This is a genomic window from Sphaerisporangium melleum (assembly GCF_014646695.1).
GTDB classification, from domain to species: Bacteria; Actinomycetota; Actinomycetes; order Streptosporangiales; family Streptosporangiaceae; genus Sphaerisporangium; species Sphaerisporangium melleum.
On sequence record NZ_BMNT01000070.1, the window covers coordinates 1 to 22938 of the forward strand.

Below are 22938 nucleotides of genomic sequence, written 5' to 3' on the forward strand. Positions count from 1 at the left end.
TCGCCGTCCAGTCCGGCGGCGTCCTCAGCGGCTGCAGCGGCGGCACCCAGCCCATCGCCTACATGGGCATCCACGGCATCCGCGACGGCGTCCTGAACATCTCCGGCGGACGCTCCATGCGCGACCGCTTCGTCCGCAACAACGGCTGCACCGCCCAGAACCCCCCCGAACCCACCCAGGGCAGCCTCACCCACCGCGTCACCACCTACTCCGGATGCCGCTCCGGCTACCCGGTCGTCTGGGCCGCCTTCGACGAAGGCCACATCGCCGCACCCCGCGACGGCGGCACCGGCGACAGCGGCTCCCTCACCTGGGTCCCCGGCGAAGTCTGGAAGTTCTTCACCCAGTTCGGCTCGACCGACCCGTCGCCGTCACCGTCCCCGTCGCCGAGCCCGTCTCCGTCCCCCTCGCCCTCGCCTTCTCCCTCCCCCTCGCCGGGCGGGCCGGGCGCCTGCCGGGTCACCGCGACGGTCAACGCCTGGAACACCGGGCTGACCGAGAACCTCACCATCACCAACACCGGCTCCGCCGCCGTCAACGGCTGGTCCCTGGCCTTCACCCTGCCCGCCGGCCAGACCATCACCTCCGGCTGGAACGCCACCTACAGCCCCGCAAGCGGACAGGTCACCGCCAGGAACATGAGCTACAACGGCACCCTGGCGCCCGGAGCCTCCCTCGACATCGGCTTCCAGGCCAACCACACCGGCAACGCCGGCAAACCCTCCTCCTTCACCCTCAACGGCGCGACCTGCACCACCGCCTGACCGGTGACGGGCACCGGGGGTGGATCCCGGCGGATCCACCCCCGGACCCTCATCCGCAGTGCTCGAAGGGGCTGGTGTAGGAGCTGGTGCCGACCGAGCCGCCCCATCTGACGCACTGGCCGGCCGCGGCTCGCCTGACCGGCCCGGCGTAGTAGCCGTAAGACCCGGAGTCGGTCGTCCTGCTCGCCCCCTGCGGCTCCAGGAAGGCCGACACCGGTGACGGCGTGCCGAGGTTCGCCGTCTTCAGCGTCACGACGCAGTTGCCGCCATTGCCGGAGTCGTAGAGGAGGTAGGTCCGGCCGCCGGTGAGCGCGGCCGAGTCGATGACGGCGTATCCGCCGCCGCAGACCTCCTCGGGGGTGTAGGGATTGCCGCCGCCGCAGGAGTTGGTGCTGGTGACGGCCTTCTTCTGCCCCAGGGAAACGGTCACGCCCTCCACGGTCGGGCTGGTGTCCACGGCACCGGTGGCGGTCCGCTGTTCGTAGTGCAGGTGCGGAGCGGTGGAGCCGCCCGTCGAGCCGACGGTCCCGATGATGGTGCCCTGGCCGACGCTCAGGGAGCCGCCGGCCGCCTTGACCATGGTGGAAAGGTGGGCGTAGCGAGTGCTGGTGCCGTCACCGTGCCGCACCTCCACCCATTTGCCGTAGCTCGTGCTTCCCGCGTCGTTGAAGTACGCGGTGCCCGCCGCGGTGGCGCGCACGGTCTCGCCGTTGATGTCGTCGCCGCCGTAGTCCTGCCAGTCGATGGCGCCGGACGGGCTGTGGCCGGGGGACCAGTTGTTGGCGGAGAAGGTCTTGCCGCAGTTGAACGGGCTCTTGTGGGACAGGGCCAGGATGTGGGCGCCCTGTGCCGAGGCCGCCGGGGGAAGCAATGCCGCCGCGAGGGCGGCGGCCACCAGGCAGAAGATCGCGGATCGGGTGGTCGCCGGCCAGGCCGGCCCGCCGGATTCAGGCATGATCACCTCTCGGGAAAGGGGTGCGGGGGGTGGGCGGGGATCGGACGGATCGATCGCGAACCTATGTCTGAAAGTTGTCTTCAGCAATCCCTGCGCAGATGAAATCGCGGGGGTTCGCCACGTCCGGCCCCGGACCGATCCGGGCTCGCGGACGGGCGAAGGCCGTCCGGCCGGACGCGCGGGTCAGATCCAGCCGCGGCGGGTCGCCTCCATGGCGATCTGGAAGCGGGTGCGGGCACCGACGCGCTGCATGAGCCGGGTGACGTGACGCTGCACCGTGCGCTCACTCCAGCCGAGCACGCGACCGGCCGCCTTGTCGGTGACCCCTGAGGCCAGCAGCGTGAGGAGCCGGGCCTCCTCCTCCGACAGTTCCTGCGCGGCCGGCGAGGTGAGCTGAACGGGGACACTACGCGCCCAGAACACCTCGAACAGGGCGACCAGCGCGTCCAGCAGCGGTGAGGGGTGGATCAGGTACGAGGCGCTGACCACGTCGTCGCCGGACCGCATCAGCGGGAGCATGGCCAGCCGGTCGTCGCAGATGGCGAGCTTCATGGGCAGGTCGGCGGCGATCCTGGCCTGCTCCCCCTGCCGCATCCCGGCCGTGACGTCTTCCAGCCAGCCCGGCAGCTCCAGCGAGGTCCTGTCGTAGATGACGCGGTACTTCACTCCGCGCTTGAGCAGGGCCAGCTCGGTGTGGTTGGACTCGGTGTGCGCCTGCAGCGCGGCGTAGGGCGGACGGTCGAAGCCGCGGATCTGGGACCGGGCGTTCTGCTGGATCTGCACCCAGCGGTGGTTGACCTCGTCGCGCCCGGAGATCACCTCGATCAGCTCGCCGGGATGGGCGAACCGGGTGCCCGCCCGGTACATCTCCATCAGCGTCCTGATGTGCAGGCGCACATCGCGCAGCCCCGCTTCGCGCTCGCGCAGGACGGCCTCCAGGCCGTTGTCCGGCGCGACGGCGACGTAGCGCACCGGACGGCCGGTCGAGCGGGTGGCCAGGCCCAGGTCCACCAGGGTGCGCAGGGTCCGGCGTACCGCCGACGCGGGCAGGTGGCAGTCCTGCGCCAGTTCGGTGAGCGTCGCCTGCGTCCGGCGCACGAGCGCGTCGTACACCGACTCGTCCTGCTGGCTCAGCCCGATCGCCTCGAGCACCCCGCACCCTCCCGAAACGGTGCCGTTACCTCGCGGAAACGGCGCGCTTGCCTGGCTGTCGTCTTTGCGTCAGCTGGCGGGAACTCGCCGCCCGTCCAGCTTGTCAGCAGATGTCCACTGATGCCAGCGTTCATGGTCATCACTCGGGCGCGCCCGATTTCGCCGAAGGAGTCCCCTCATGACGTCGTCCGCCCTGCGCTATCGCGGGCAACGCCTCGTCCTTGCCGCCGTGCTCACCCTCGGATCGCTGGCCGCCGTGCTGCCGGCGCACCCCGCGAAGGCGGCAGGTCCCCCGGCGAAGCCCGCCGGACCGGGAAAGATCGCCCCCGAACTGGTCGAACGCATGCAGAACGCCGGCAACCTGCGCTCCGGCGGCCGCCTGGAGGCGGTCGTCGTGCTCGGCGCCCGCCCCGAGGTGGCGCCGGACAGCACCGGCCCGGCCGAGGTGCGCGAGGACCTGGCCGAATCGGCCGCGGCCTCGCAGGCGCCGGTCGTCAGCCTGGTGAAGTCCCAGGGCGACGAGGTCGTCAACACGTTCTGGCTGAAGAACATGGTGCTCGTGCGGGCCAAGCCCGCGACCCTGCGGCAGATCGCGTCGCTGGCGCCGGTCGAGCGGGTCATCCCCAACTTCGAGCTCAAGGCCCCCGAGGGCAAGCCCGAGGCGGCGTCCGCCAAGGCGCTGCGGGCCGCCGCGTCCACCTGGGGCGTCACCAAGATCGGCGCCGACCGGGTGCGGAGCGAGCGCGGCCTGACCGGTGACGGCGTACGCGTGGCGGTGCTCGACACCGGCGTCGACATCTCCCACCCCGACCTGGCCGGCAAGCTCGTCACCGCCGACGCCGCCGACCCGGCCTACCCGGGCGGCTGGATCGAGTTCGGCCCGGACGGCCGTCCGGTGCCCTCCACGCCGCACGACAGCGCCTACCACGGCACCCACGTGGCCGGCACGATCGCCGGTGGCGACGCGTCCGGCACGCAGATCGGCGTCGCGCCGGGCGCCGACCTGATGGCCGGCCTGGTGATCCCCGGCGGCCGCGGCTCGCTCGCCCAGGTCATCGCCGGCATGGAGTGGGCGGTCGCACCGTACGACGCCCAGGGCCGGCCGGCCGGCAAGCCCGCCAACGTCGTCAGCATGTCGCTGGGCGGCGACGGCTACTCCGACGAGATGGTCGAGCCCGCCAGGAACATCTACCGGGCCGGCGCCTTCCCCGCCTTCGCCATCGGCAACGACTGCGCGCCCGGCGGATCGGCCAGCCCCGGCAACATCTACGAGGCGGTGGCGGTCGGCGCCACCGACGGCAACGACGACGTGGCGGACTTCTCCTGCGGCGGCGTCGTGAACCGGGACGACTGGGTGAGCGCGCCGGCCGAGTGGCCCGACTCCTACATCGTGCCCGACGTCTCGGCGCCCGGCGTCGACGTGCTGTCGGCCATGCCCGACGGCGAGTACGCGATGCTGAGCGGCACCTCGATGGCGACGCCGCACGTCTCGGGCACGATCGCGCTGATGATGCAGGCCCGTCCGGGCCTGGGCGTCGACGAGGCGCTGGACATCCTCGAAGGCACCTCGTTCTCCGACACGCGCTACGGCGCACTGCCCAACGACCGCTTCGGCGCCGGCCGGATCGACGCCTACGCCGCGGTCGCCGAGGCGGCGCTGGACAGCGGCGTCCGGGGCACCGTCACCGACGGCAAGACCCGCAAGCCGCTCGCCGGCGTCGCCGTCACCCGCGCCGGAGGCCGTACGGTCACCACCGACGCCCAGGGGCGGTTCGAGATGCGCGTCGCGGCCGGCTCCTACGACCTGACGCTCACCCGCTTCGGTTACCGTTCCTCGACGCTCCGCGTGCAGGTCAAGGCGCACCGCTTCGCCGAGCCGAGCGTCGCGCTCGACCAGACCCGCCGGGGCGGCATCACCGGCAAGGTCGTCTACGGGCCGACCGGCATCACGGTGGCCGGCTCCACGGTCACGGTGCTCGCCGTGCCCGACCGCCTCGCCGCCACCACCGACGTCAACGGCAAGTACACCATCACCGACGTCCCCGAGGGCGACTACCAGGTCGCCGCGGTGGCCCCGGGCCTGTCCCGCTCCGAACCGCTGGCGGTCGGCGTCCACCAGGGCAGGTCCTCCTCCGGGCGCGCCGACATCACGCTCCCCCGGGCGCCCGCCACCGAGCGCGTCTCGCTGGGCGCGGAGGGCCGGCAGGGCGACACCGACAGCTGGTGGCCCCGGCTGAGCGCCGACGGCAGCGCCGTGGCCTTCGCCAGCGCGGCCTCCACCCTGGTCCCGGACGACACCAACAACGACCTCGACGCCTTCGTGACCGACCTGCACACCGGCGCGACCGAGCGGGTGTCGGTCGCCTCCGACGGCACGCAGTCCGACGCGTTCTCGCTGACGCCGACGCTCAACGCCGACGGCCGGTACGCCGGGTTCAGCAGCGGCGCCACCAACCTGGTGCCCGGTGACACCAACGGGCAGACCGACGCCTTCGTCCGCGACCGGCGGTCCGGGACGACCGAGCTGGTCTCGGTGGCCACCGACGGCACCCTCGCCGACGGCCTGTCCTCGGCTCCGTCGTTCAGCGCCGACGGACGGTTCGCCGTCTTCAACAGCGACGCGACCAACCTCGTCCCCGGCGACACCAACGGCGGCACGGACGTGTTCGTCCGCGACCGGCAGGCCCGCACGACCGAGCGGGTCTCGCTCGGGCGCGGCGGCGCCCAGGCGAGCGGGAGCTCGCGGGAGCAGTCGATCAGCGCGGACGGCCGCTACGTCGCGTTCGAGAGCGGCGCCGCCGACCTGGTGGACGGCGACACCAACGAGCGGAGCGACCTGTTCGTCCGCGACCGGCAGGCCGGCACGACCGAGCTGATCCCCGCGCCGGAGGGCATCGATCCGTTCAGCCCGCAGATCAGCGGGGACGGGCGCTCGGTGGTCTTCATCGGCAGCGGGCGCACCGGCTGGCAGATCTACCTGTACGACCGGCAGTCGCGGGCGACCACGCTGGTGTCGGCGGCTCCGGACGGCGCGGCCGGCGACGACTGGTCGTTCGCGCCCTCGGTCAGCGGCGACGGCCGGACGGTGGTGTTCTACAGCACGGCGAAGAACCTGGTCACCCCGGCGACCTCCGGCCACTACGACGTGTACGTGCGCGACCTGGCCGCCGGCACCACCGAGCGGATCTCCACCGACCCCAGGGGCGGCGACGGCGACGGCAGCAGCGAGCTGCCCTCGGTGAGCGGTGACGGAAGGTTCGTCGCCTTCCAGAGCACCTCGGCCAACCTGACCCTCGGGGACACCAACCGGCACTCCGACATCTTCGTCCGCGACCGCAGGCCCGGCCCCGAGCCGCGCTTCGCGCTGACCGGGCTGGAGATCGCCCCGAAGGGCCCCCGTTCCGGCAAGCCGGTGCGGATCAGCGCGTGGGTCAAGAACGTCGGTGAGAAGGCCGGCGGGTACGACGCCGTGCTGCTGGTCGGCGACGACGCCGAGGTGCGCCGCACCGTCCAGGTGCGTCCCGGCAAGGCCGAGCAGGTGTGCTTCGAGGTGCGCGCGGGCGCGGCGGGCGACTACACCGTCAAGCTCGGCCCGCTCACCGGAACCTTCACGGTGCGCCGCCGCTGAACCGGCGGCGATGACGGAAAGACGGCCGGCCGGTCGCGGGGCGCGCACCCCGCGGCCGGTCGGCGTCGTGCCCGCCGCCCGCCGCCGGCCCGGCGGCTACCTCGGGGTGGCGGGCGGCCGGTTCGCGGTCGCGCCGAGGACGTCGCGCCAGGAGTATTCGGGGACGTACCCCAGCTCGTCCCGCGCCCGGTCGGTGCGGGCCAGGCCCTGGTGCCCCTCGATCGGACCCCGGACGGGCACGCCGGGGAAGACCTCCGCGACCAGTTCGGCGGTGGGCCGGTCCATCAGGGTGTCGGCCGCGGCGATGTTGTAGGCGCGGGCGCCGGTGACCGGCGCGGACAGCGCCCTCCTGCAGGCCTGGGCGGCGTCGCGGCCGTCGACGTACCCCCACAGGTTGACCACCCGCGTCAGCGGGTCCTTCCAGTAGGAGGGCACCGCGGCGTAGTCGGCCGGGTCGTGCACGTTGGACAGCCGCAACGCCACGAACGGGATGCCCGACCAGGACGAGACGTGCTCGGCCATCGTCTCGCCGAGCACCTTCGACAGCGCGTACGCCGAGCGCGGCATGGGGTAGTGCTCCTCGTCCACCGGCAGGTAGCGCGGCGGGGCGTCCGGCCCGAACGGGAAGCCCAGCGTGGTCTCGCTGGAGGTCCACACGACGCGGCCGGCGCCGATCCTGGCGGCGGCCAGGAAGACGTTGACGTTCATCGCGTTGTTGTCGTTCAGCGTGCGGGCGTCGGTGAAGTAGCCCGGCGCGGGGATCGCCGCGAGGTGGACGACCGCCTCGACGCCGGTCAGCGCCTCGACGGTCTCCCCGAAGTCGGTCAGGTCGGCGCGCAGCAGCGGGGCGCCCAGCGCGGCCAGATCGCCGCGGTCGCCCGGCGCGCCGGCCACGTCGATCGCGCGCACCTCATGCCCGTGGGCGAGCAGGTCCTTCAGCACGCTGCGCCCGGTCTTGCCGCCCGCACCCGTCACCGCGATCTTCACTGGCCGGCCTCGCTTCCCATCGTCCGTGATCAGGGTCCACGGTAGTCGATCCCGCATCGAAAGTTCATCGAAACTTTGCCGCGACAAGACCCATTGCCAGCCGCCCCTTTCTCGGCGAATACACTCTTCTCCAGGGCGTTCGGCAGCTGAGACCCTCTTGACGTCGGCCGATCGGCCGTTCTACGTTGGCACCGTACCGCGGGTGTTTCGGAGAGTTTCCGAAATTTTCTGCCGCGCCCTCGCCTCCACCTTCCTCCTGAAGGAGCCACCGGTGCCGCTGGTCCAGATCGTTCCCGAACGCTCCCCCGCCGAGCGGCCGGGCCAGGGCTGATCGCCGTCCTTTCCAGCGGGAGTCGAGCATGAAGATCCTCTACATCGGCGGCACCGGCACGATCAGTTCGGCCTGCGTGGCCGAGTCGGTGCGCCGGGGCCAGGACGTGTACGTCCTCAATCGCGGCCGGACCGCGCCCCGCAGGCCGCTGCCGGACGGCGTCACCCACATCACCGGCGACGTCGGCGACCTCGCGTCGGTGCACGACGCCCTGGCCGGGGCGTCCTTCGACTGCGTGGCCGACTTCCTGAGCTACGGCGCCGAGGACGCCGACGCGGCGGTGCGCCTGTTCCACGGCCGCGTCGGCCAGTACATCCACATCAGCTCCGCGTCGGTGTACCACAAGCCGGTGCGCCGGGTGCCGTTCGTGGAGTCGACCACCCGCCGCAACCCCTACCTGGCCTACGCGCGCGACAAGATCGCCGCCGAGGACGTGCTGATGCGCGCCTACGACGAGCGCGGCTTCCCGGTCACCATCGTGCGGCCCTCGCACACCTACGACGACGTCCAGCCGCCGCTGCCCGGCGGCTGGACGGCCTGGGACCGGGTGGCGCGCGGCGAACCGCTGGTGGTGCCGGGCGACGGCACCAGCCTGTGGACGCTGACCCACGCCGAGGACTTCGCCACCGGCCTGGCAGGCCTGGCCGGCAACTGGCAGGCCGTGGGCGAGGACTTCCACATCACCTCCGACGAGGTGCTGTCCTGGAACGAGATCTACGACGTCGTCGCCAAGGTGTCGGGCGTCGCCGCCCGGCTGCTGCACCTGCCCGCGGAGTTCCTGCCGGTGGTGGCCCCCGACTGGTTCTGGTCGGACCTGATCGTCGGCGACCTGCAGCACAGCGCGGTGTTCGACAACACCAAGATCAAGCGGTACGTCCCCGCGTTCCGGCCGGTCATCACCTGGCCGGAGGGGGCACGGCGGCTGCGCGACCGGCGGGCCGCGCCCGCCGGCGACGCCCGCCCCGACCCCGAGACCGACGCCGTGCTCGGCCGGCTCGCCGAAGCGCACCGGCTCGCCCTCGCGGCGGTCGCGCCGCTCGCGCCGTGACGCCGCGGCGCCCGGGGACGGGCTCGACGGCCGACGCCTCCCGGCGGACGGGTGGCTGGAGTGACGAACGGAGTGACATCCATGGGTGAGAACACCGGCACCGCCGGGGAAGTGTGGCGGGACGCCACCGTCCCCGCCGAGGAGCGCGTCGAGGCCCTCATGGCCGCGATGACGACGGCCGAGAAGATCGGCCAGTTGTTCGGCGTCTGGGTGGGCATCGACAACAGCGACGGCGAGATGGCGCCGCACCAGCACGAGTTCGCCGCGCTGCCCGTCGAGTGGGACGAACTGGTCAAGAACGGCATCGGGCAGCTGACCCGCCCGTTCGGCACCCGGCCGGTGGACGTGGCCACCGGGGCGGCCACGCTCGCCAAGGCGCAGCACGGCATCATGGCGGCGAACCGGTTCGGCATTCCGGCGCTGGTGCACGAGGAGATCCTGACCGGCCTGGCCGCCTGGACGGCCGGCGTCTACCCCAACCCGCTGTGCTGGGGCGCGAGCTTCGATCCGGAGCTGGTCGAGCGCATGGGCGCCCAGATCGGTGCGGCCATGCGGCGGCTCGGCGTCCACCAGGGCCTGGCCCCGGTGCTGGACGTCACCCGCGACCTGCGGTGGGGGCGGGTCGAGGAGACGATCGGTGAGGACCCGCTCCTGGTGGGCACGATCGGCGCCGCCTACGTCCGCGGCGTGCAGTCGCAGGGCGTGATCGCGACGCTGAAGCACTTCGTGGGCTATTCGGCCTCCAAGGGCGGCCGGAACCTCGCTCCCGTCTCCGCGGGCCGCCGCGAGATCGCCGACGTGCTGCTGCCGCCGTTCGAGATGGCGCTGCGGGCGGGGGCCGACTCGGTCATGAACTCCTACGCCGACATCGACGGCATGCCCGTCGCCGCCGACCGGGAGTTGCTCACCGGCCTGCTGCGCGACACCTACGGCTTCACCGGCACCGTGGTGGCCGACTACTTCTCCGTCGCCTTCCTGCAGACCCTGCACAACGTGGCCGGATCGAGCGCCGATGCCGCCCGCCTGGCGCTCACGGCCGGCATCGACGTCGAACTGCCCACGGTGAACTGCTTCGGCCCGCCCCTGGTCGAGGCGGTCGAGCGGGGCGAGGTCGACGTGGCCCTGGTGGACCGGGCGCTGCGCCGCGTGCTGCTGCAGAAGTGCCGCCTCGGCCTGCTCGACGAGGACTGGACGCCCGAGCCTCCGGTGCTGGAGGAGAGCGGCGAGATCGTGCTGGACGACGCGCCGGTGCGCGCCCTGGCCGGCGAGCTGGCCCGCCGATCGGTCGTGCTGCTGCGCAACACCGGGACGCTGCCGCTGGCCCCCGGCCTGCGGCTGGCCGTGGTCGGGCCGCGCGCGCACACCTCGCACGCCATGATGGGCTGCTACTCCTTCCCGCTGCACGTCGGCGTGCACCATCCCGAGGTCGGAGTCGGCATCGAGGTGCCCACGCTGCTCGACGCGCTGCGCGGCGACCCCGCCGGGTACGACCTGCGCTACGAGGAGGGCGTGCCGGTGCTCGGCGGCGACGACGCCGGCATCGCGGCGGCCGTGGCCGCGGCGGCGGAGGCCGACGTCTGCGTGGCCGTCCTCGGCGACGAGGCGGGCCTGTTCGGGCGCGGCACCTCCGGCGAGGGGTGCGACGCGACCGACCTGCGCCTGCCCGGCCGCCAGGAGGAACTGCTGGAGGCCGTGCTGGCGACCGGCACCCCGGTCGTGCTCGTGCTGCTGGTCGGACGTCCCTACGAGCTGGGCCGGCAGGTCGACCGGCTGGCGGCCGTGGTGTGCGGGTTCTTCCCGGGCGAGGAGGGCGCGGGCGCGCTGGCCGAGGTCCTGTCCGGCAGGGCCGACCCGGCGGGACGGCTGCCGGTGAGCTTCCCGGCGGACGGCGGCGGGCAGCCGGCGACCTATCTCGCCGCGCCGCTGGCCCGGCGCAGCGAGGTGAGCAACGTGGACCCCACCCCGCTGTTCCCGTTCGGCCACGGACTGTCCTACACCCCGGCCACCTGGGTGGAGGTGACCGGCGACCCGTCGGGGACCTGGACCACCGACGGCACGTTCGACGTGCGCGTCACCCTGCGCAACGACGCGGCCGGGCCGGTGTCGGAGGTCGTGCAGGTGTACCTGCACGACCCGGTGGCCGAGGTCGCCCGCCCGGTGCGGTCGCTGCTCGCCGCGCCCCGGGTCGACCTCGCACCCGGGCAGACCAGGGAGGTGACGATCTCGCTGCACGCCGACCAGACCTCCTACACCGGGGCGTCCTGGCGCCGCCAGGTCGACCCGGGTGAGGTCCAGGTGCTGGTCGGGGCCTCCAGCGCCGACATCCGGGAGACCATCGCGGTCACCATGACCGGCCCACGGCGCGAGGTCGGCTTCGACCGGGCCATGGAGGCGGACGTCACCCTCGCCTGAGGAACGCCGGGTGTCATGACCGGAAGAACACCGGGCGTCACGACCGGCTGAGCAAGGCCGCGCGTGACGCCCGGTCCGCCGCACCTCCACGCGTCACATCCGGCCCGGGAAACGGCCAGGCCCCGACGCCCGGCCGTGGCACATCCGACCGTCACCATCGCGGGAGAAGTCGCGGGGCGGTCCGCGTCTCGCGGGCCGCCCCGGCTTCGTACGATCGGCCGCTCGCCGGCCGTTCTCACCGTCAGCCGGCGGCGGGCTCCGAGGTCCGGCCGGGCGCGTCCGCCGCCGGGACGTCATCGGGCAGGCCGCGGGCGACGGGATTGCGCAGCACCCCCACCTCGCCGATCCCGATCTCGATCACGTCGCCGGAGGCGAGGGTGAACGGGAACGGCGGCACCAGGCAGGTGCCGGTGGACAGGATCACGCCGTCGGGGTGCACGTCCCCGCGCATGAGGTACGCCACCAGGTCGGGAAGGCGGCGGCGCAGCCGCGAGGTGCTCGCCGCGCCGCGCCACACCGTCACGCCGTTGCGGTGGATCGCCATGTCGATCGACAGCGCGTGCGGATCCGCGATCTCCCAGGCCGGGCGGATCCACGGGCCGAGCCCGCAGGCACCGAAGAAGATCTTGGCCTGCGGCAGGTAGAGCGGGTTCTCGCCTTCGATGCTGCGCGAGGACATGTCGTTGCACACGGTGTAGCCCACGATCTCGCCGAGGCGGTTGACCACCAGGGCCAGCTCGGGCTCGGGCACGTCCACCGTGGAGTCGGTGCGGGTCGAGAGGGTCCCGCCGGGGCCGACGGCGCGCCACGCGGGGGACTTGAAGAACAGCTCGGGCCGCTCGGCGTCGTAGACGAGGTCGTAGACGCTCGCGGCCTGCTCACTCTCCTCTACTCTCGCCTCCCGGGAGATCTCGTAGGTGACACCCGCCGCCCAGACCTCCGTACGGCCGTCCACCGGCGCGAGCAGCTCGGCCTCGGCGGCCGGCACCGGCTCGCCGAGCGGACCGGCCGCCAGCCGGGCGCGCAGCTCGGCCAGCGGCAGCGCCCACAGCTCGGCGAGCGAGGCGACGCCCACCAGCTCGGTGACGCTCTCGCCGTCGTGCAGGCCGATCAAGGGCTCGTGGGAGGCTCGCGTCCGGTACCTGATGATGTTCACCGTTCACCTGGCTTCCTGGTCTGCATGGTTCACCTGACTTCCTCGTGACCGCGGTCTCATGGCCCCCCGGCCGGCCGGCAGGTCGAGGCCCGGCCTGATCTGTGCCCTCGCCGAGGCCGCCTGTCCGGCCCGCCTCGTACCGGCGCGTCGCGTGCGGTCCGGTCCGCGTGCTTCGATCGGCTCGGCCACCGGTCCCTCTCCTTTCGCCGGTGTCGCGTCACACGGAGTTTCGGGGAATTTCGAACGAGCGGCTGGGCGCAATGGTATGCCGCGCCGATGTCCGGGGGCGATACCCGGGTGACATCGTCGAAACTCGGTCAGAACGATTCGAAACCATCCACGAGCGGGGCTCAGGCCGGGCGGCGCGCCGGTGCCGCGGTGCTGCCCCGCACGACCAGCTTGGTGGACAGCTCGATGCGCCCCTCGGGCACCGCGCTGCCGTCCTGGTGCGCGAGCAGCGTGCGCACGGCCAGGGCGGCCAGCTCGGCGATGGGCTGGCGCACGGTCGTCAGCGGCGGCGTGACCCACTGGGACATCGGCACGTCGTCGAAGCCCACGACGCTCAGGTCGTCGGGCACGCGCAGGCCGCGCTGCTGGACCGCGGCGTACACGCCGAGCGCCTGCTCGTCGTTGGCCGCGAAGATCGCCGTGGGCGGGTCGGGCTGGTCGAGCAGGTGGAGCGCCAGCCGCAGGCCGGAGGAGTAGTGGAAGTCGCCCTGCTCGACGAGCCGGTCGTCGGCCGCGATGCCCGCCCGCTCCAGCGCCGCGCGGTAGCCGGCCAGCCGCGCCTGGTTGCACAGGTAGCGCATGGGGCCGGTGATCAGGCCGATGCGCCGGTGGCCGAGGTCGATGAGGTGCCGGGTGGCGGCCAGCCCGCCACCCCAGTTGCCGGCGCCGATGGACGGCAGGTCGGGATCGCCGTCGCCCACCGGGTCGACGAGGATCGCCGGCACGCCCAGCCTCGCGACGCGCTTGTGGTCGGCCGCCGACAGCTCCGACAGCGCGAGGATGATGCCGCGCGGCGCCCGTTCGGCGATGTCCTCCAGCCATTGCCGGTCGCGCCCGGGCCCGTCGTCGAGCGCGGACACCACGACCGCCGCCCGGACCGCCCGGGCGGCCTCCTCGGCGCCGCGGATCATCTCGGCGGCCCAGGGGGTGCCCGTGCCCGCCTCGTTGAACAGCATCTGGATCAGCCCGGCGCGCCGGACGGCGGAGACGGCCCGCTTGGTGCGCGTGGTCGGGACGTAGCCGCGCTCGGCGAGCATGGCCTCGATCTGGGCGCGGGTCGCCGGCGCGACGTCCGACCGGCCGTTGAGCACCTTGGACACCGTCGCCCGCGACACCCCCGCCTCCGCGGCGATGTCGGCGACGGTGACGCGCCGTTCGATCGGGTGAGACACCAATTGCTCCATCGCCGAAACTAGGCCTCGTTGTCCAGTCCCCATCGTACGGGCCAGGCGGGCCGGGAGTTCGAAAGTAGGCCGTTTCGCCCGGATAACAGACCTTTACTACTTCGATGTGGTCAATGCGAGTCTCGGGGCACGTCGTGGCCGCGTGCCCCGCGCAGGAACCCGAAGTCCACGCCCTGGTCCGCCTGCATGACGTGCTCGCGGTACAGCCAGCGGTACCCGCCGTCGTCCGGCGCCGCGGGCGGCCGCCACTCGGCGCGCCGGCGGGCGAGCTCCTCCTCGGGCACCAGCAGCTCCAGCCGCCGGGCCGGGACGTCCAGCTCGATGCGGTCGCCCGTGCGCACCAGCGCCAGCGGGCCGCCGACGGCCGCCTCGGGCGAGACGTGCAGCACCACCGTGCCGAAACCCGTGCCGCTCATCCGGCCGTCGCTGATCCGCACCATGTCGGACACCCCGGCCCGCAGCAGCTTCGCCGGCAGGGGGACGTTCGCCACCTCCGGCATGCCCGGGTAGCCCTTGGGCCCGGCGCCCCTGATCACCAGGACGTCGCCGGGCGTCACGTCGAGCGCGTCGTCGTCGCACACCGCGTGGTACTGCTCGGGCGAGTCGAACACCAGCGCCCGGCCCACGTGCCGCAGCAGTTCCGGCGAGGCCGCCGACTGCTTGATCACCGCGCCGTCCGGGCAGAGGTTGCCGCGCAGCACGGCGGTGCCCGTCCCCGCGGGTTGCATCGGCTCGGCCATCGGCCGGATCACCTCGGTGTTCCAGCAGACGGCCTCCTTGACGTTCTCCCCCATGCCCCGGCCGGTCACGGTGAGCGCGCCGGAGTGCAGCAGCCCGGCCTCGTCGAGCTGCCGCAGCACGACCGGCAGGCCGCCGGCGTAGCAGAAGTCCTCCATCAGGAACCGGCCCGAGGGCATCAGGTCGACGATGGTCGGCACATCCCTGGCCAGGGCGTCGAAGTCGTCCAGGGAGAGCTCGACGCCCACCCGCCCGGCCAGCGCGGTCAGGTGGATGATCGCGTTGGTGGAGCCGCCGATGGCGGCGTTGGTCCTGATCGCGTTCTCGAAGGCCTCACGGGTGAGGATCCGACTCGGGCGCAGGCCTTCCTCGACTATCTCGCAGATCCGCCGGCCCGCCTCCTGGGCGACCTCCATGCGGCGCGCGTCGACCGCGGGCCAGGCCGCCGAGCCGGGAAGCTGCATGCCGAGCGCCTCGGCCATGCAGGCCATCGTCGAGGCGGTGCCCATCGTCATGCAGTGGCCGTTGGACCTGGCCATGCAGCCCTCGGCCAGCTGTGCCTCGCGCTCCGACATCCGGCCGGCCTTGATCTCGGCCTCGAACTTCCACACGTGGGTGCCCGAGCCGACGTCGCCGCCGCGGTACTTGCCGTTGAGCATGGGGCCGCCGGTCACCATCACCGCGGGCAGGTCCACGCTGGCCGCGCCCATCAGCAGCCCCGGCGTGGTCTTGTCGCAGCCGGACAGCAGCACCACGCCGTCCAGCGGGTTGGCCCGGATGAGCTCCTCGGCCTCCATGGCGAGCAGGTTGCGGTAGAGCATCGCCGTCGGCCGCATCAGGGTCTCGCCGGTCGCGAGCACGGGGAACTCCAGCGGGAAGCCGCCCGCCTGCCAGACCCCGCGCTTGACCGCCTCGGCGACGCGGTGCAGGTGAGAGTTGCACGGGGCGAGCTCCGACCAGGTGGTCGCGATACCGATGACCGGGCGGCCGTCGAAGACCTCCGGGCCGAAACCCTGGCCCCGCATCCACGACCGGTACAGCATGCCGGCGCGGCCCTCCGCCCCGAACCAGTGCGCGCTGCGCCGCCCCTCCCCCGCCTGTCCGTTCCCTCCGGCGCCGCCGCCGTTCCCGTCCCCTGCTGCTGCCATCGGACCTCCATGAGCGCCGGACCGCCGCGACGCGCGCCGGCCCCTCGACTCCTGTCCGGACGCCCGCTGTGAAGGCCGGCGGGACGCCGGACCGGTCGAGCGGGTGCCCGGACCAGACAACGATCCGTGCAACCGTAAATGTCTCGAACAGATCCGTCAACAGTTTCGCAACACCAGGAAACGGCCCGGCGCGGCGCGGTGACTGCCACCGCGCTCCGCCCCGGTATGCCGTACGCACGCTGGACATTCGTGGCACATGAACGGCGGCGCCGGGTGCGGCGCCGCCTCGAAACTCAGCTCTACATGGGCCGGAAAACCGGTGCCCGCCCGGTCACCGGGCGGATTCGGCCTTGGCCTGCCGGGCCGCGGCCGGGGCGGCGGCGCGGCCGTTCGCCGCGGCCGGCCCGTCCGGGATCGCGGCTCTGAGGTGCCCGCCACGCTCGTCGTGGTGGTCCGCGTCCGCGTCGTCGAACCACACTCCGCCCTCGGCCAGATAGCGGAAGCACACCGGCTCGTGCGCCCCGACGGCGATCCTCACCTGGTGAACGCCGTTCTCGACCGGCATCGGGTTGGCGTAGGGATCCCACCCGTTGAAGTCGCCGACCACGGACACCGGGCCGGGGACGTCCTCGACCGGCACGGTGAAAGTGAGCTGGACCAGGCCGCTTTTGGTGGGCTTGCCTCGTTCGATCATGACGGTCTCCTGGCGCTTGCGACCGTTGAGGCGGTGGACGAGCAACGGTCGGCGGCACGCAGCTCTCACCGGCATCACGACGGCGACTGACGTTGACCGGCCCTCCTGGCGGACGGCCGTGCCGCACTCCTACCCGGCACGGACGGGCGGAACCTCAGCGTTCCCCAAAGCCACAGCCGTCACCTGGTGACCCGCGGTTCCCACCCGCCGCCGGTCAGCGGCCCTCCCCGGCGGCGAAGTGGCGCGCGCACAGGCGCAGGTGGCGGGCGTGCACCACCATGAACGTGCCGAGGACGAACTGGACGAGGCTGCGCCAGACGTCCTCCCACCGGTCGCGCACCCGCAGGCCGGCCAGCGCGAGCGGCCGCAGCCGCGAGGGGGCCGCCCCCCGCGGGGTCACCAGGCAGGGGCCGCGGTTGGGCATCGACCGGGTGTGTCCCGCGCTGGTCGCGAACGTGTACCGGCTCAGCAGGTCCCTGACCACGGCCTGTACGGTCAGGGGAGCCAGGTGCCAGGCGGGGCAGGGGCGGTTCGCCGCCACCCCGAACGGGATGTACGCCGGGCGCTGGTCACGGAACGGGTCGAACCGGTCGGGATCCGGGTATCCGGAGCGCTGGTACTTGACGTAGTCGAAACACAGCACCGAGCCCGCGGGGATGGTCTCGTCCTGCTCGCCCTCCCCATCGCCCAGCGTGATGCCGGCCGAGGTGACGCGATGGGCGATGCCGAACAGCGGGAACATGCGGAACGTCTCCTCGATGGCGTGGGCGAGCAGCTTGTCGTCGCCGATCGCCCGCTCCTGGATGTCCGGATGGCGGGCGAGGGTCATCAGCACGTGTGCCGTCGCCTCCGAGCTCTGCACGACGCCGGTGACGAAGAACGTCCCCTGCAGGTAGAGCGCCCGCTCCCGGCGGGAGAAGGACGCGGGAAGCTCGTGCGGGACCTCGTCCAGCACGCGTTCGAGATGGTCGGTGAGCCGGTTCCTGCGCCCCATGTGCCGTAGCCCGCAGCACTTCAGCGCGGTGGCGACGTCGTCGGCGGCGGCCACGATCATGCCGCGGACCTCCGCCGGGCAGGGCCGGTCGAAGACCACGCGGTAGTAGAACTCCGCCCAGACCGGCATCACCAGGTCACGCAGCCGCACCAGGCCGGTGTCCGGCGGCAGCGCCGCCGCAACGCTACGGGCGGCCAGGCCGTCGGCCGTCCGGCTCGGCATCCGCAGTACGCGGCGGGTGCAGCGGGCGACCTCGTCATAGCGCGGCCCGGGTTCCAGGTGCTCCTGGTGGATCTCCGCGCCGGGCGAGAGCCAGTACCAGAACAGGTCCGACAGCGCGGCGCCGCGGCTGCGGCCGTCGGCGGCGGGGTGGGAGTAGAGCTCCATGAAGCGCGAGGGGCCGAACCTGTCGCCGGGCACGGTGATGCCCTCGGTGCCGTTGACCCTGGCGAACACCCTGCCACGCAGCGCGACCACCGCGCCGGGCAGCCAGGAGGGCAGGCTCACCAGAAGGAGCACGAGCGAGACGAGTACGAGCACGGCTCTCCCATCACTCGGGGATCGGCCGGCCAGGTGGCCGATTCGCCCGGTAATACGAAAAAGAGAGCTTTGTGGGATTCACGGTGAATCTTCGGATGCGTCGGTATTCGTATACAGCGGCATGAATCCTGTCCTGATCATCACGGCCGCACGGCCCGTGGCATCCCTCTCCGCCGCCCGGACGGCACGCGCCCGCACGCCCCTGACACGGGCACAGGAACGCCGGGCGCGGGCATGAGCGGCGACACGGGCGACCGCCCGAACGGCACGGACCCGGCCGGCCGCGCACGAGGCGCGGACGCGTTCGGCGCGGGCATGGGCGATCACGGGGACCGCACGGACACGGCGGGCGGCGAGAGCGTCGCGGCCGGTCCGGCCGGGGTGGAGAGACCGGCGGCGCTGGTGAACCTCCGGGAGTTCGAAGCGGCCGCCTGGGAGCGGCTCGACCCGGTGTTCTACGACTACTTCGCCGGCGGGGCGGCAGACGAGATCACGCTTGCCGCCAACGAGGCCGCGTTCCGGCGCCGCGCCCTGATCCCGCGCGTCCTGCGCGGCCAGGGGCCGCCCCGGCTCGGGGTCACGCTGCTCGGGCAGGAGGCGTCCATGCCCGTCCTGCTGGCCCCGACGGCGTTCCACCGGCTGGCCCACCCCGACGCCGAACGCGCCACGGCCCGCGCCGCCGCCGAGGCCGGCGTCATCATGATCGCCGCGATGCTCTCCACGGTCACGATCGAGGAGATCGCCGCGTGCGGCCCGCGGCTGTGGTTCCAGCTCTACATCCAGCCGGACCTGGAGTTCACCGCGTCGCTCGTCCGGCGAGCCGAGGCGGCGGGCTGCCGCGCGCTGGTCGTGACCGCCGACTCCCCCGCGCTCGGCCGCAACGAGCGGGCCGAGCGCCACGGCTTCCACGACCTGCCGCCGGGCATGTACTGCGCCAACATGGCCGAGGGCGGGCACGTGCGGCAGGTCGCGCTGTCGCCGGAGATCTCCTGGCGGCACGTCGACCGGCTCAGGGAGATGACCTCGCTGCCGATCGTGATCAAGGGGGTCCTGCACCCCGGGGACGCGCGTCTGGCGGTCGAGCACGGCGCCGACGCGATCATCGTGTCCAACCACGGTGGCCGTCAGCTCGACACGACGCCCGCCTCGCTCGACCGGCTCGCGCCGGTCGCGGAGGCCGTGGACGGCAGGGTGCCGCTGCTGCTCGACGGCGGGATACGGCGCGGCACCGACGTGGTGAAGGCGCTGGCCCTCGGCGCGGCGGCCGTCGCCATCGGCCGGCCCACGCTGTGGGGGCTCGCGGTCGGGGGTCAGGCCGGCGTGGCACGCGTCCTGGCGCTGCTGCGCCGGGAACTCGCCGGCACCCTCGCCCTGTGCGGCGCCGCCACTCCCGGCGAGGTGACCGCCGACCTGGTCGAAGAGGTCGCCTCCTTGCGGTGATCGTGTACGCCGAACCGCACGCGCTGCTGGCCGAGGAGCGCGAGCAGTACGCCGCCTAAGCGGATCCGGCGTGGCGCAGCCGGGGCCGGGCCCTGCCCGGCCGCCCGGCCCGCGGGCCCCTGCGGCTGTGGCGGGCACCGCGAAGAGATGCCTGACATCCGGGATGCGCGGAGCCGGTACGAAGATGGCGGGTGATCGCCCCGCCGAGCCGTGGCCGGTCGGGAGGTGAGGGCGTGGCGGGTCAGGCCGCGTCCGCCCGCAGAGCGCGGCGCAGGCGGGCGAGGCCACGGCGGATCCGGGTCTTCGCCGTGCCCAGCGGGATCCCCTCCCGCTCCGCGATCTCCTTGGCGGTGAAGCCGTAGCACACCGCCAGCACCAGCAGCCGGCTCTGCTCGGGCGGCAGGCCGCGCAGTTCCAGCGACAGCCGCTCGGCCCGCTCCGGGTCGCCGTCCGCGCCGGCCCAGCCGGGCTCCCCGGCCGCCACGGCCTCGCCGGACGGGGAGGGACGGGCGCCGAGCGTGTCCGGCTCGATCGGCAGGTCGCGGCGGAGCCGGACGGCGTCCACCGCGACGTTCCTGGTGATGGTCAGCAGCCAGGCGGCCGGGCTGCCGCGCCGCGGGTCGAAGCCGGCCGCGTGCCGCCAGACCCGCACGAAGGCGTCCTGGGCGACCTCCTCGGCCAGCCCGGGGTCGGCCACCACGGTGAGGGCCAGCCCGTACACCCGCGCGTGGTACCTGCGCACGAAGGCCGCCGTCGCGTCCTGGTCGCCCGAGGCCATGGCCGCGATCAGCGACGCGTCGAGGGCGTGGTCGGCGGCGAGGTGCCCGTTCCGACGCCGCTCCGGCGTCACGGTGACCGGCAATTCGCGCCTCCCGTACTGTGCGGACCTCTCCGGGAACGACGTGATCGGCCTCCGGCGTCTCGCGCGTTCCACGCATGGATGTTCCACGCGTCAAATACATCGTTAAATCCCGACAAAGTCCATACGTCTCACTGACCCGGTCATGTCAATCGCGTCCGCCTTCGCGCTTCCTCCCCACGGCCACACCCCTCGCGCCCGCCGGGCTCCGGCATGATCACGGCCGGCCGGGGAACGGTCACTCGGGGCGGGGAACGGCGAAGGGGGGTCCCGTGAAGATCCTGCTGTGGCACGTGCACGGGTCGTGGACCACGGCGTTCGTCCAGGGCCGCCACGACTGCCTGGTGCCGCTCACCCCCGACCGGGGCCCGGACGGGCTCGGCCGCGCGCGCACGTACCCGTGGCCGGACTCGGTGCGCGAGGTCCCCTTCGACCGGCTGCGCGAGGAGGACGTCGACGTCGTCGTCCTGCAACGACCGCACGAGCCCGAGCTCGCCGAGGCGTGGCTGGGCCGCCGCCCGGGCCGGGACGTTCCCGCGGTGTACGTCGAGCACAACACCCCGGCCGGGGACGTGCCGCGCACCCGGCACCATCTGGCGGGCCGCGACGACATCCCGCTGGTCCACGTCACGCACTTCAACGAGCTGATCTGGGACTCCGGCCACGCGCCGACCCGGGTGATCGAGCACGGCGTCGTGGACCCCGGGCACCTGTACACCGGCGAGCTGCCACGGGCGGGCGTCGTGGTCAACGAGCCGGCGCGCCGCGGCCGCGTCGCCGGCACCGACCTGCTCCCGGCCTTCGCCGCGGTCACGCCGCTGGACCTGTTCGGCATGAAGGTCACCGGCCTGCCGTACGGCACCTTCGAGAACCTGCCGCAGGCGCGGATGCACGCCGAACTGGCGCGCCGCCGGGTCTACCTGCACCCCTACCGGTGGACCTCGCTCGGGCTGTCGCTCATCGAGGCGATGACGCTCGGCATGCCGGTCGTCGCCCTGGCGACGACCGAGGCGGTCGAGGCGGTGCCCCCGGACGCCGGGGTGGTCTCCACGCGGGTCGCGACCCTGGTCTCCGCCCTGGCGGCCTTCGCCGCCGACCCCGCGCGCGCGGCCCAGGCCGGCAAAGCGGCCCGTGCCGCCGCCCTGTCCCGCTACGGCCTGCCCCGGTTCCTGGCCGACTGGGACGCCCTCCTGCGCGAGATCGTCCACCTCGGCTGACGGCCGCCCCGCCCGAGCGCGCCACCGGCGAGCGGGAAGGGCCGCGGTGAACGACTCGCCGCCGGGCGGGCTGGTACCGCACCCACCGGGTGGCCTACCCTGTGGGAGGCGAGGGGAGTACTTCCCAAGAGCCGCTTCCGGTCAGTACGGACGTCCCAGCGCGTCCCCGGACGGCCGCCCGCGCGGCGCGGGTGAAGGAGACCTCGAACGGTTCACCACGTTCGAGGGAGGACACATGCCGTCCATCACGGCACCGCCGCTCACCGCCGGGCTCACCACGATCGCCACACCGGCCCTGTGGGCGATCGCCATCGGCATTCTGGCGCTGCTGCTCGCGCTGGACTTCGTGCTCACCCGGCGACCGCACGACGTCGCGATGCGCGAAGCTGTGGGGTGGTCGGTCTTCTACCTGGTCCTGCCGCTGGTCTTCGGCTTCTACCTGTGGGCGGCGTTCGGCGCCACCCCGGCGGTGGAGTTCTTCACCGGTTACGTGGTGGAGAAGTCGCTGTCGGTGGACAACCTGTTCGTCTTCATGCTGCTGCTGTCGGCCTTCGCGGTGCCGGAGGCGCTGGCCCGCAGGGTGCTGCTGTACGGCATCATCGGCGCGCTGGTGCTGCGGGCGATCTTCATCGCGCTCGGCGCCACCGCGCTGCGCAGCGGCACCTGGGTGTTCCTGCTGTTCGGCGCGATCCTCCTGGTGACCGCCGCGAAGGTGCTCAAGGGCGCGATCGGGGGGCGGGAGAAGGAGCTCGACGTCTCCTCCATGCGCAGCGTCCGGCTGATCAAGCGGCTGGTCCCGGTGACCGAGGACTACCACGGCTCGCGCCTGTTCGTCCGCCGGGACGGCGCCCTGGCCCTGACCCCGCTGGCGCTGGCCGCCGCGGCGGTGTTCGCCACCGACATCGTGTTCGCCGTCGACTCGGTGCCCGCGGTGTACGGCGTGACCGAGGACCCGTTCCTGGTCTTCGCCACCAACGCCTTCGCCCTGCTCGGCCTGCGCGCCCTGTACTTCGTCCTGCAGGGGGTGCTGACCAGGCTGCGGCACCTCGACCATGGGCTGAGCGTCATCCTGGGCTTCATCGGGGTCAAGCTCATCCTGCACTGGGCGCACGGCATCTGGCCGGGAGTGCCGGAGATCCCCACGCTCGCCTCGCTGGGGGTGATCATCGCGGTCCTGGTCACCGTCACGATCACCAGCCTGCGCGCCGAGCGCCGTGACGGCCGCCCCGCGGACCTGCCCGGCCGGTGACGCCGCGCCGGCGCCGTCACCGGCGGGGCACCGCGACGTGGGCCGTGAGCGCCGCCGTGCCGCCCGTCCCGGGGCTCGGGGCTCGGGGCGGGCGGCACGGCCTCATCACCGGCCGGTCGTGCGCCGTGGGTCAGGCGCGGGTCCAGCGCTGGTTGGTTCCGCCGTTGCAGTCCCAGATGACCAGCTTGGTGCCGTTGGCGGTGGCGTTGTTCGG

Annotated in this window: 16 protein-coding genes; 7 read left to right on the plus strand and 9 right to left on the minus strand. The window is 73.2% G+C overall.

Going from position 1 to position 22938, the window contains the following annotated elements; genetic code table 11:
• A partial coding sequence (locus tag IEY93_RS35970; protein WP_189167646.1) for a cellulose-binding domain-containing protein occupies window positions 1–764 on the plus strand: 764 nt, incomplete at its 5' end.
• 49 nt (window positions 765–813) lie between these two features.
• Here the strand turns inward: IEY93_RS35970 and IEY93_RS35975 are convergent.
• Together IEY93_RS35975 and IEY93_RS35980 are read right to left on the minus strand one after the other, a co-directional pair.
• The gene (locus tag IEY93_RS35975) at window positions 814–1719 is read right to left on the minus strand and encodes a M23 family metallopeptidase (RefSeq protein WP_189167647.1); all 906 of its coding nucleotides are present in this window, start codon (window positions 1717–1719) and stop codon (window positions 814–816) included.
• Window positions 1720–1902: 183 nt separating this feature from the next.
• Entirely contained in the window at window positions 1903–2871 is a 969-nt protein-coding gene (locus tag IEY93_RS35980) for a helix-turn-helix transcriptional regulator (protein ID WP_189167648.1), read from the minus strand.
• 178 nt (window positions 2872–3049) lie between these two features.
• Between IEY93_RS35980 and IEY93_RS35985 the strand changes: the two genes are divergently transcribed.
• Window positions 3050–6499: a S8 family serine peptidase gene (locus IEY93_RS35985; RefSeq protein ID WP_189167649.1), complete on the plus strand. Its 3450-nt coding sequence runs from the start codon at window positions 3050–3052 to the stop codon at window positions 6497–6499.
• Window positions 6500–6595: 96 nt separating this feature from the next.
• Here the strand turns inward: IEY93_RS35985 and IEY93_RS35990 are convergent, their stop codons facing one another.
• Window positions 6596–7486, minus strand: coding sequence for an NAD-dependent epimerase/dehydratase family protein (locus IEY93_RS35990; RefSeq protein WP_203969102.1), 891 nt, complete (start codon window positions 7484–7486; stop codon window positions 6596–6598).
• 359 nt (window positions 7487–7845) lie between these two features.
• Between IEY93_RS35990 and IEY93_RS35995 the strand changes: the two genes are divergently transcribed.
• Together IEY93_RS35995 and IEY93_RS36000 are read left to right on the plus strand one after the other, a co-directional pair.
• On the plus strand, window positions 7846–8865 hold the full coding sequence (locus IEY93_RS35995; protein ID WP_189167651.1) for an NAD-dependent epimerase/dehydratase family protein: 1020 nt from the start codon (window positions 7846–7848) through the stop codon (window positions 8863–8865).
• Window positions 8866–8946: 81 nt separating this feature from the next.
• Window positions 8947–11277: a beta-xylosidase/alpha-l-arabinosidase gene (locus IEY93_RS36000; RefSeq protein ID WP_189167652.1), complete on the plus strand. Its 2331-nt coding sequence runs from the start codon at window positions 8947–8949 to the stop codon at window positions 11275–11277.
• A 241-nt stretch (window positions 11278–11518) separates the two neighbouring features.
• Here the strand turns inward: IEY93_RS36000 and IEY93_RS36005 are convergent, their stop codons facing one another.
• The 5 genes from IEY93_RS36005 to IEY93_RS36025 all read right to left on the minus strand — a co-directional run bounded on the left by IEY93_RS36005 (window position 11519) and on the right by IEY93_RS36025 (window position 17959).
• Window positions 11519–12433 carry a fumarylacetoacetate hydrolase family protein gene (locus IEY93_RS36005; RefSeq protein WP_189167653.1) on the minus strand — a complete coding sequence of 305 codons (915 nt, stop codon included), beginning with the start codon at window positions 12431–12433 and terminating at the stop codon, window positions 11519–11521.
• 350 nt (window positions 12434–12783) lie between these two features.
• Window positions 12784–13833, minus strand: coding sequence for a LacI family DNA-binding transcriptional regulator (locus tag IEY93_RS36010; RefSeq protein WP_229691758.1), 1050 nt, complete (start codon window positions 13831–13833; stop codon window positions 12784–12786).
• Between the two features lie 122 nt (window positions 13834–13955).
• Window positions 13956–15731: an IlvD/Edd family dehydratase gene (locus IEY93_RS36015; RefSeq protein WP_189167655.1), complete on the minus strand. Its 1776-nt coding sequence runs from the start codon at window positions 15729–15731 to the stop codon at window positions 13956–13958.
• A gap of 331 nt (window positions 15732–16062) precedes the next feature.
• Window positions 16063–16425 carry an early set domain-containing protein gene (locus tag IEY93_RS36020; protein WP_189167656.1) on the minus strand — a complete coding sequence of 121 codons (363 nt, stop codon included), beginning with the start codon at window positions 16423–16425 and terminating at the stop codon, window positions 16063–16065.
• A 214-nt stretch (window positions 16426–16639) separates the two neighbouring features.
• Window positions 16640–17959, minus strand: coding sequence for a cytochrome P450 (locus IEY93_RS36025; protein ID WP_189167657.1), 1320 nt, complete (start codon window positions 17957–17959; stop codon window positions 16640–16642).
• 234 nt (window positions 17960–18193) lie between these two features.
• Here IEY93_RS36025 and IEY93_RS36030 point away from each other — a divergent pair, with 234 nt between their 5' ends.
• Complete coding sequence (locus IEY93_RS36030) at window positions 18194–19399, plus strand: alpha-hydroxy acid oxidase (protein ID WP_203969100.1); 1206 nt, start codon at window positions 18194–18196, stop codon at window positions 19397–19399.
• Window positions 19400–19640: 241 nt separating this feature from the next.
• Here IEY93_RS36030 and IEY93_RS36035 read toward each other — a convergent pair whose 3' ends face one another.
• The gene (locus tag IEY93_RS36035; protein ID WP_203969098.1) at window positions 19641–20261 is read right to left on the minus strand and encodes an RNA polymerase sigma factor; all 621 of its coding nucleotides are present in this window, start codon (window positions 20259–20261) and stop codon (window positions 19641–19643) included.
• Between the two features lie 269 nt (window positions 20262–20530).
• Between IEY93_RS36035 and IEY93_RS36040 the strand changes: the two genes are divergently transcribed.
• Together IEY93_RS36040 and IEY93_RS36045 are read left to right on the plus strand one after the other, a co-directional pair.
• Complete coding sequence (locus tag IEY93_RS36040; protein WP_189167658.1) at window positions 20531–21475, plus strand: glycosyltransferase; 945 nt, start codon at window positions 20531–20533, stop codon at window positions 21473–21475.
• Between the two features lie 235 nt (window positions 21476–21710).
• Entirely contained in the window at window positions 21711–22724 is a 1014-nt protein-coding gene (locus tag IEY93_RS36045) for a TerC/Alx family metal homeostasis membrane protein (RefSeq protein ID WP_189167659.1), read from the plus strand.
• Window positions 22725–22938 lie beyond the last annotated feature (214 nt).

What these genes read in the sequence shown, in the direction of transcription:
- IEY93_RS35985 (WP_189167649.1), top strand. Translation starts at nt 3,050, where the DNA reads ATGACGTCGTCCGCCCTGCGCTATCGCGGGCAACGCCTCGTCCTTGCC.
- IEY93_RS36045 (WP_189167659.1), top strand. Translation starts at nt 21,711, where the DNA reads ATGCCGTCCATCACGGCACCGCCGCTCACCGCCGGGCTCACCACGATC.
- IEY93_RS36000 (WP_189167652.1), top strand. Translation starts at nt 8,947, where the DNA reads ATGGGTGAGAACACCGGCACCGCCGGGGAAGTGTGGCGGGACGCCACC.
- IEY93_RS36030 (WP_203969100.1), top strand. Translation starts at nt 18,194, where the DNA reads ATGAGCGGCGACACGGGCGACCGCCCGAACGGCACGGACCCGGCCGGC.
- IEY93_RS36015 (WP_189167655.1), bottom strand. Translation starts at nt 15,731, where the DNA reads ATGGCAGCAGCAGGGGACGGGAACGGCGGCGGCGCCGGAGGGAACGGA.
- IEY93_RS35975 (WP_189167647.1), bottom strand. Translation starts at nt 1,719, where the DNA reads ATGCCTGAATCCGGCGGGCCGGCCTGGCCGGCGACCACCCGATCCGCG.
- IEY93_RS35995 (WP_189167651.1), top strand. Translation starts at nt 7,846, where the DNA reads ATGAAGATCCTCTACATCGGCGGCACCGGCACGATCAGTTCGGCCTGC.
- IEY93_RS36020 (WP_189167656.1), bottom strand. Translation starts at nt 16,425, where the DNA reads ATGATCGAACGAGGCAAGCCCACCAAAAGCGGCCTGGTCCAGCTCACT.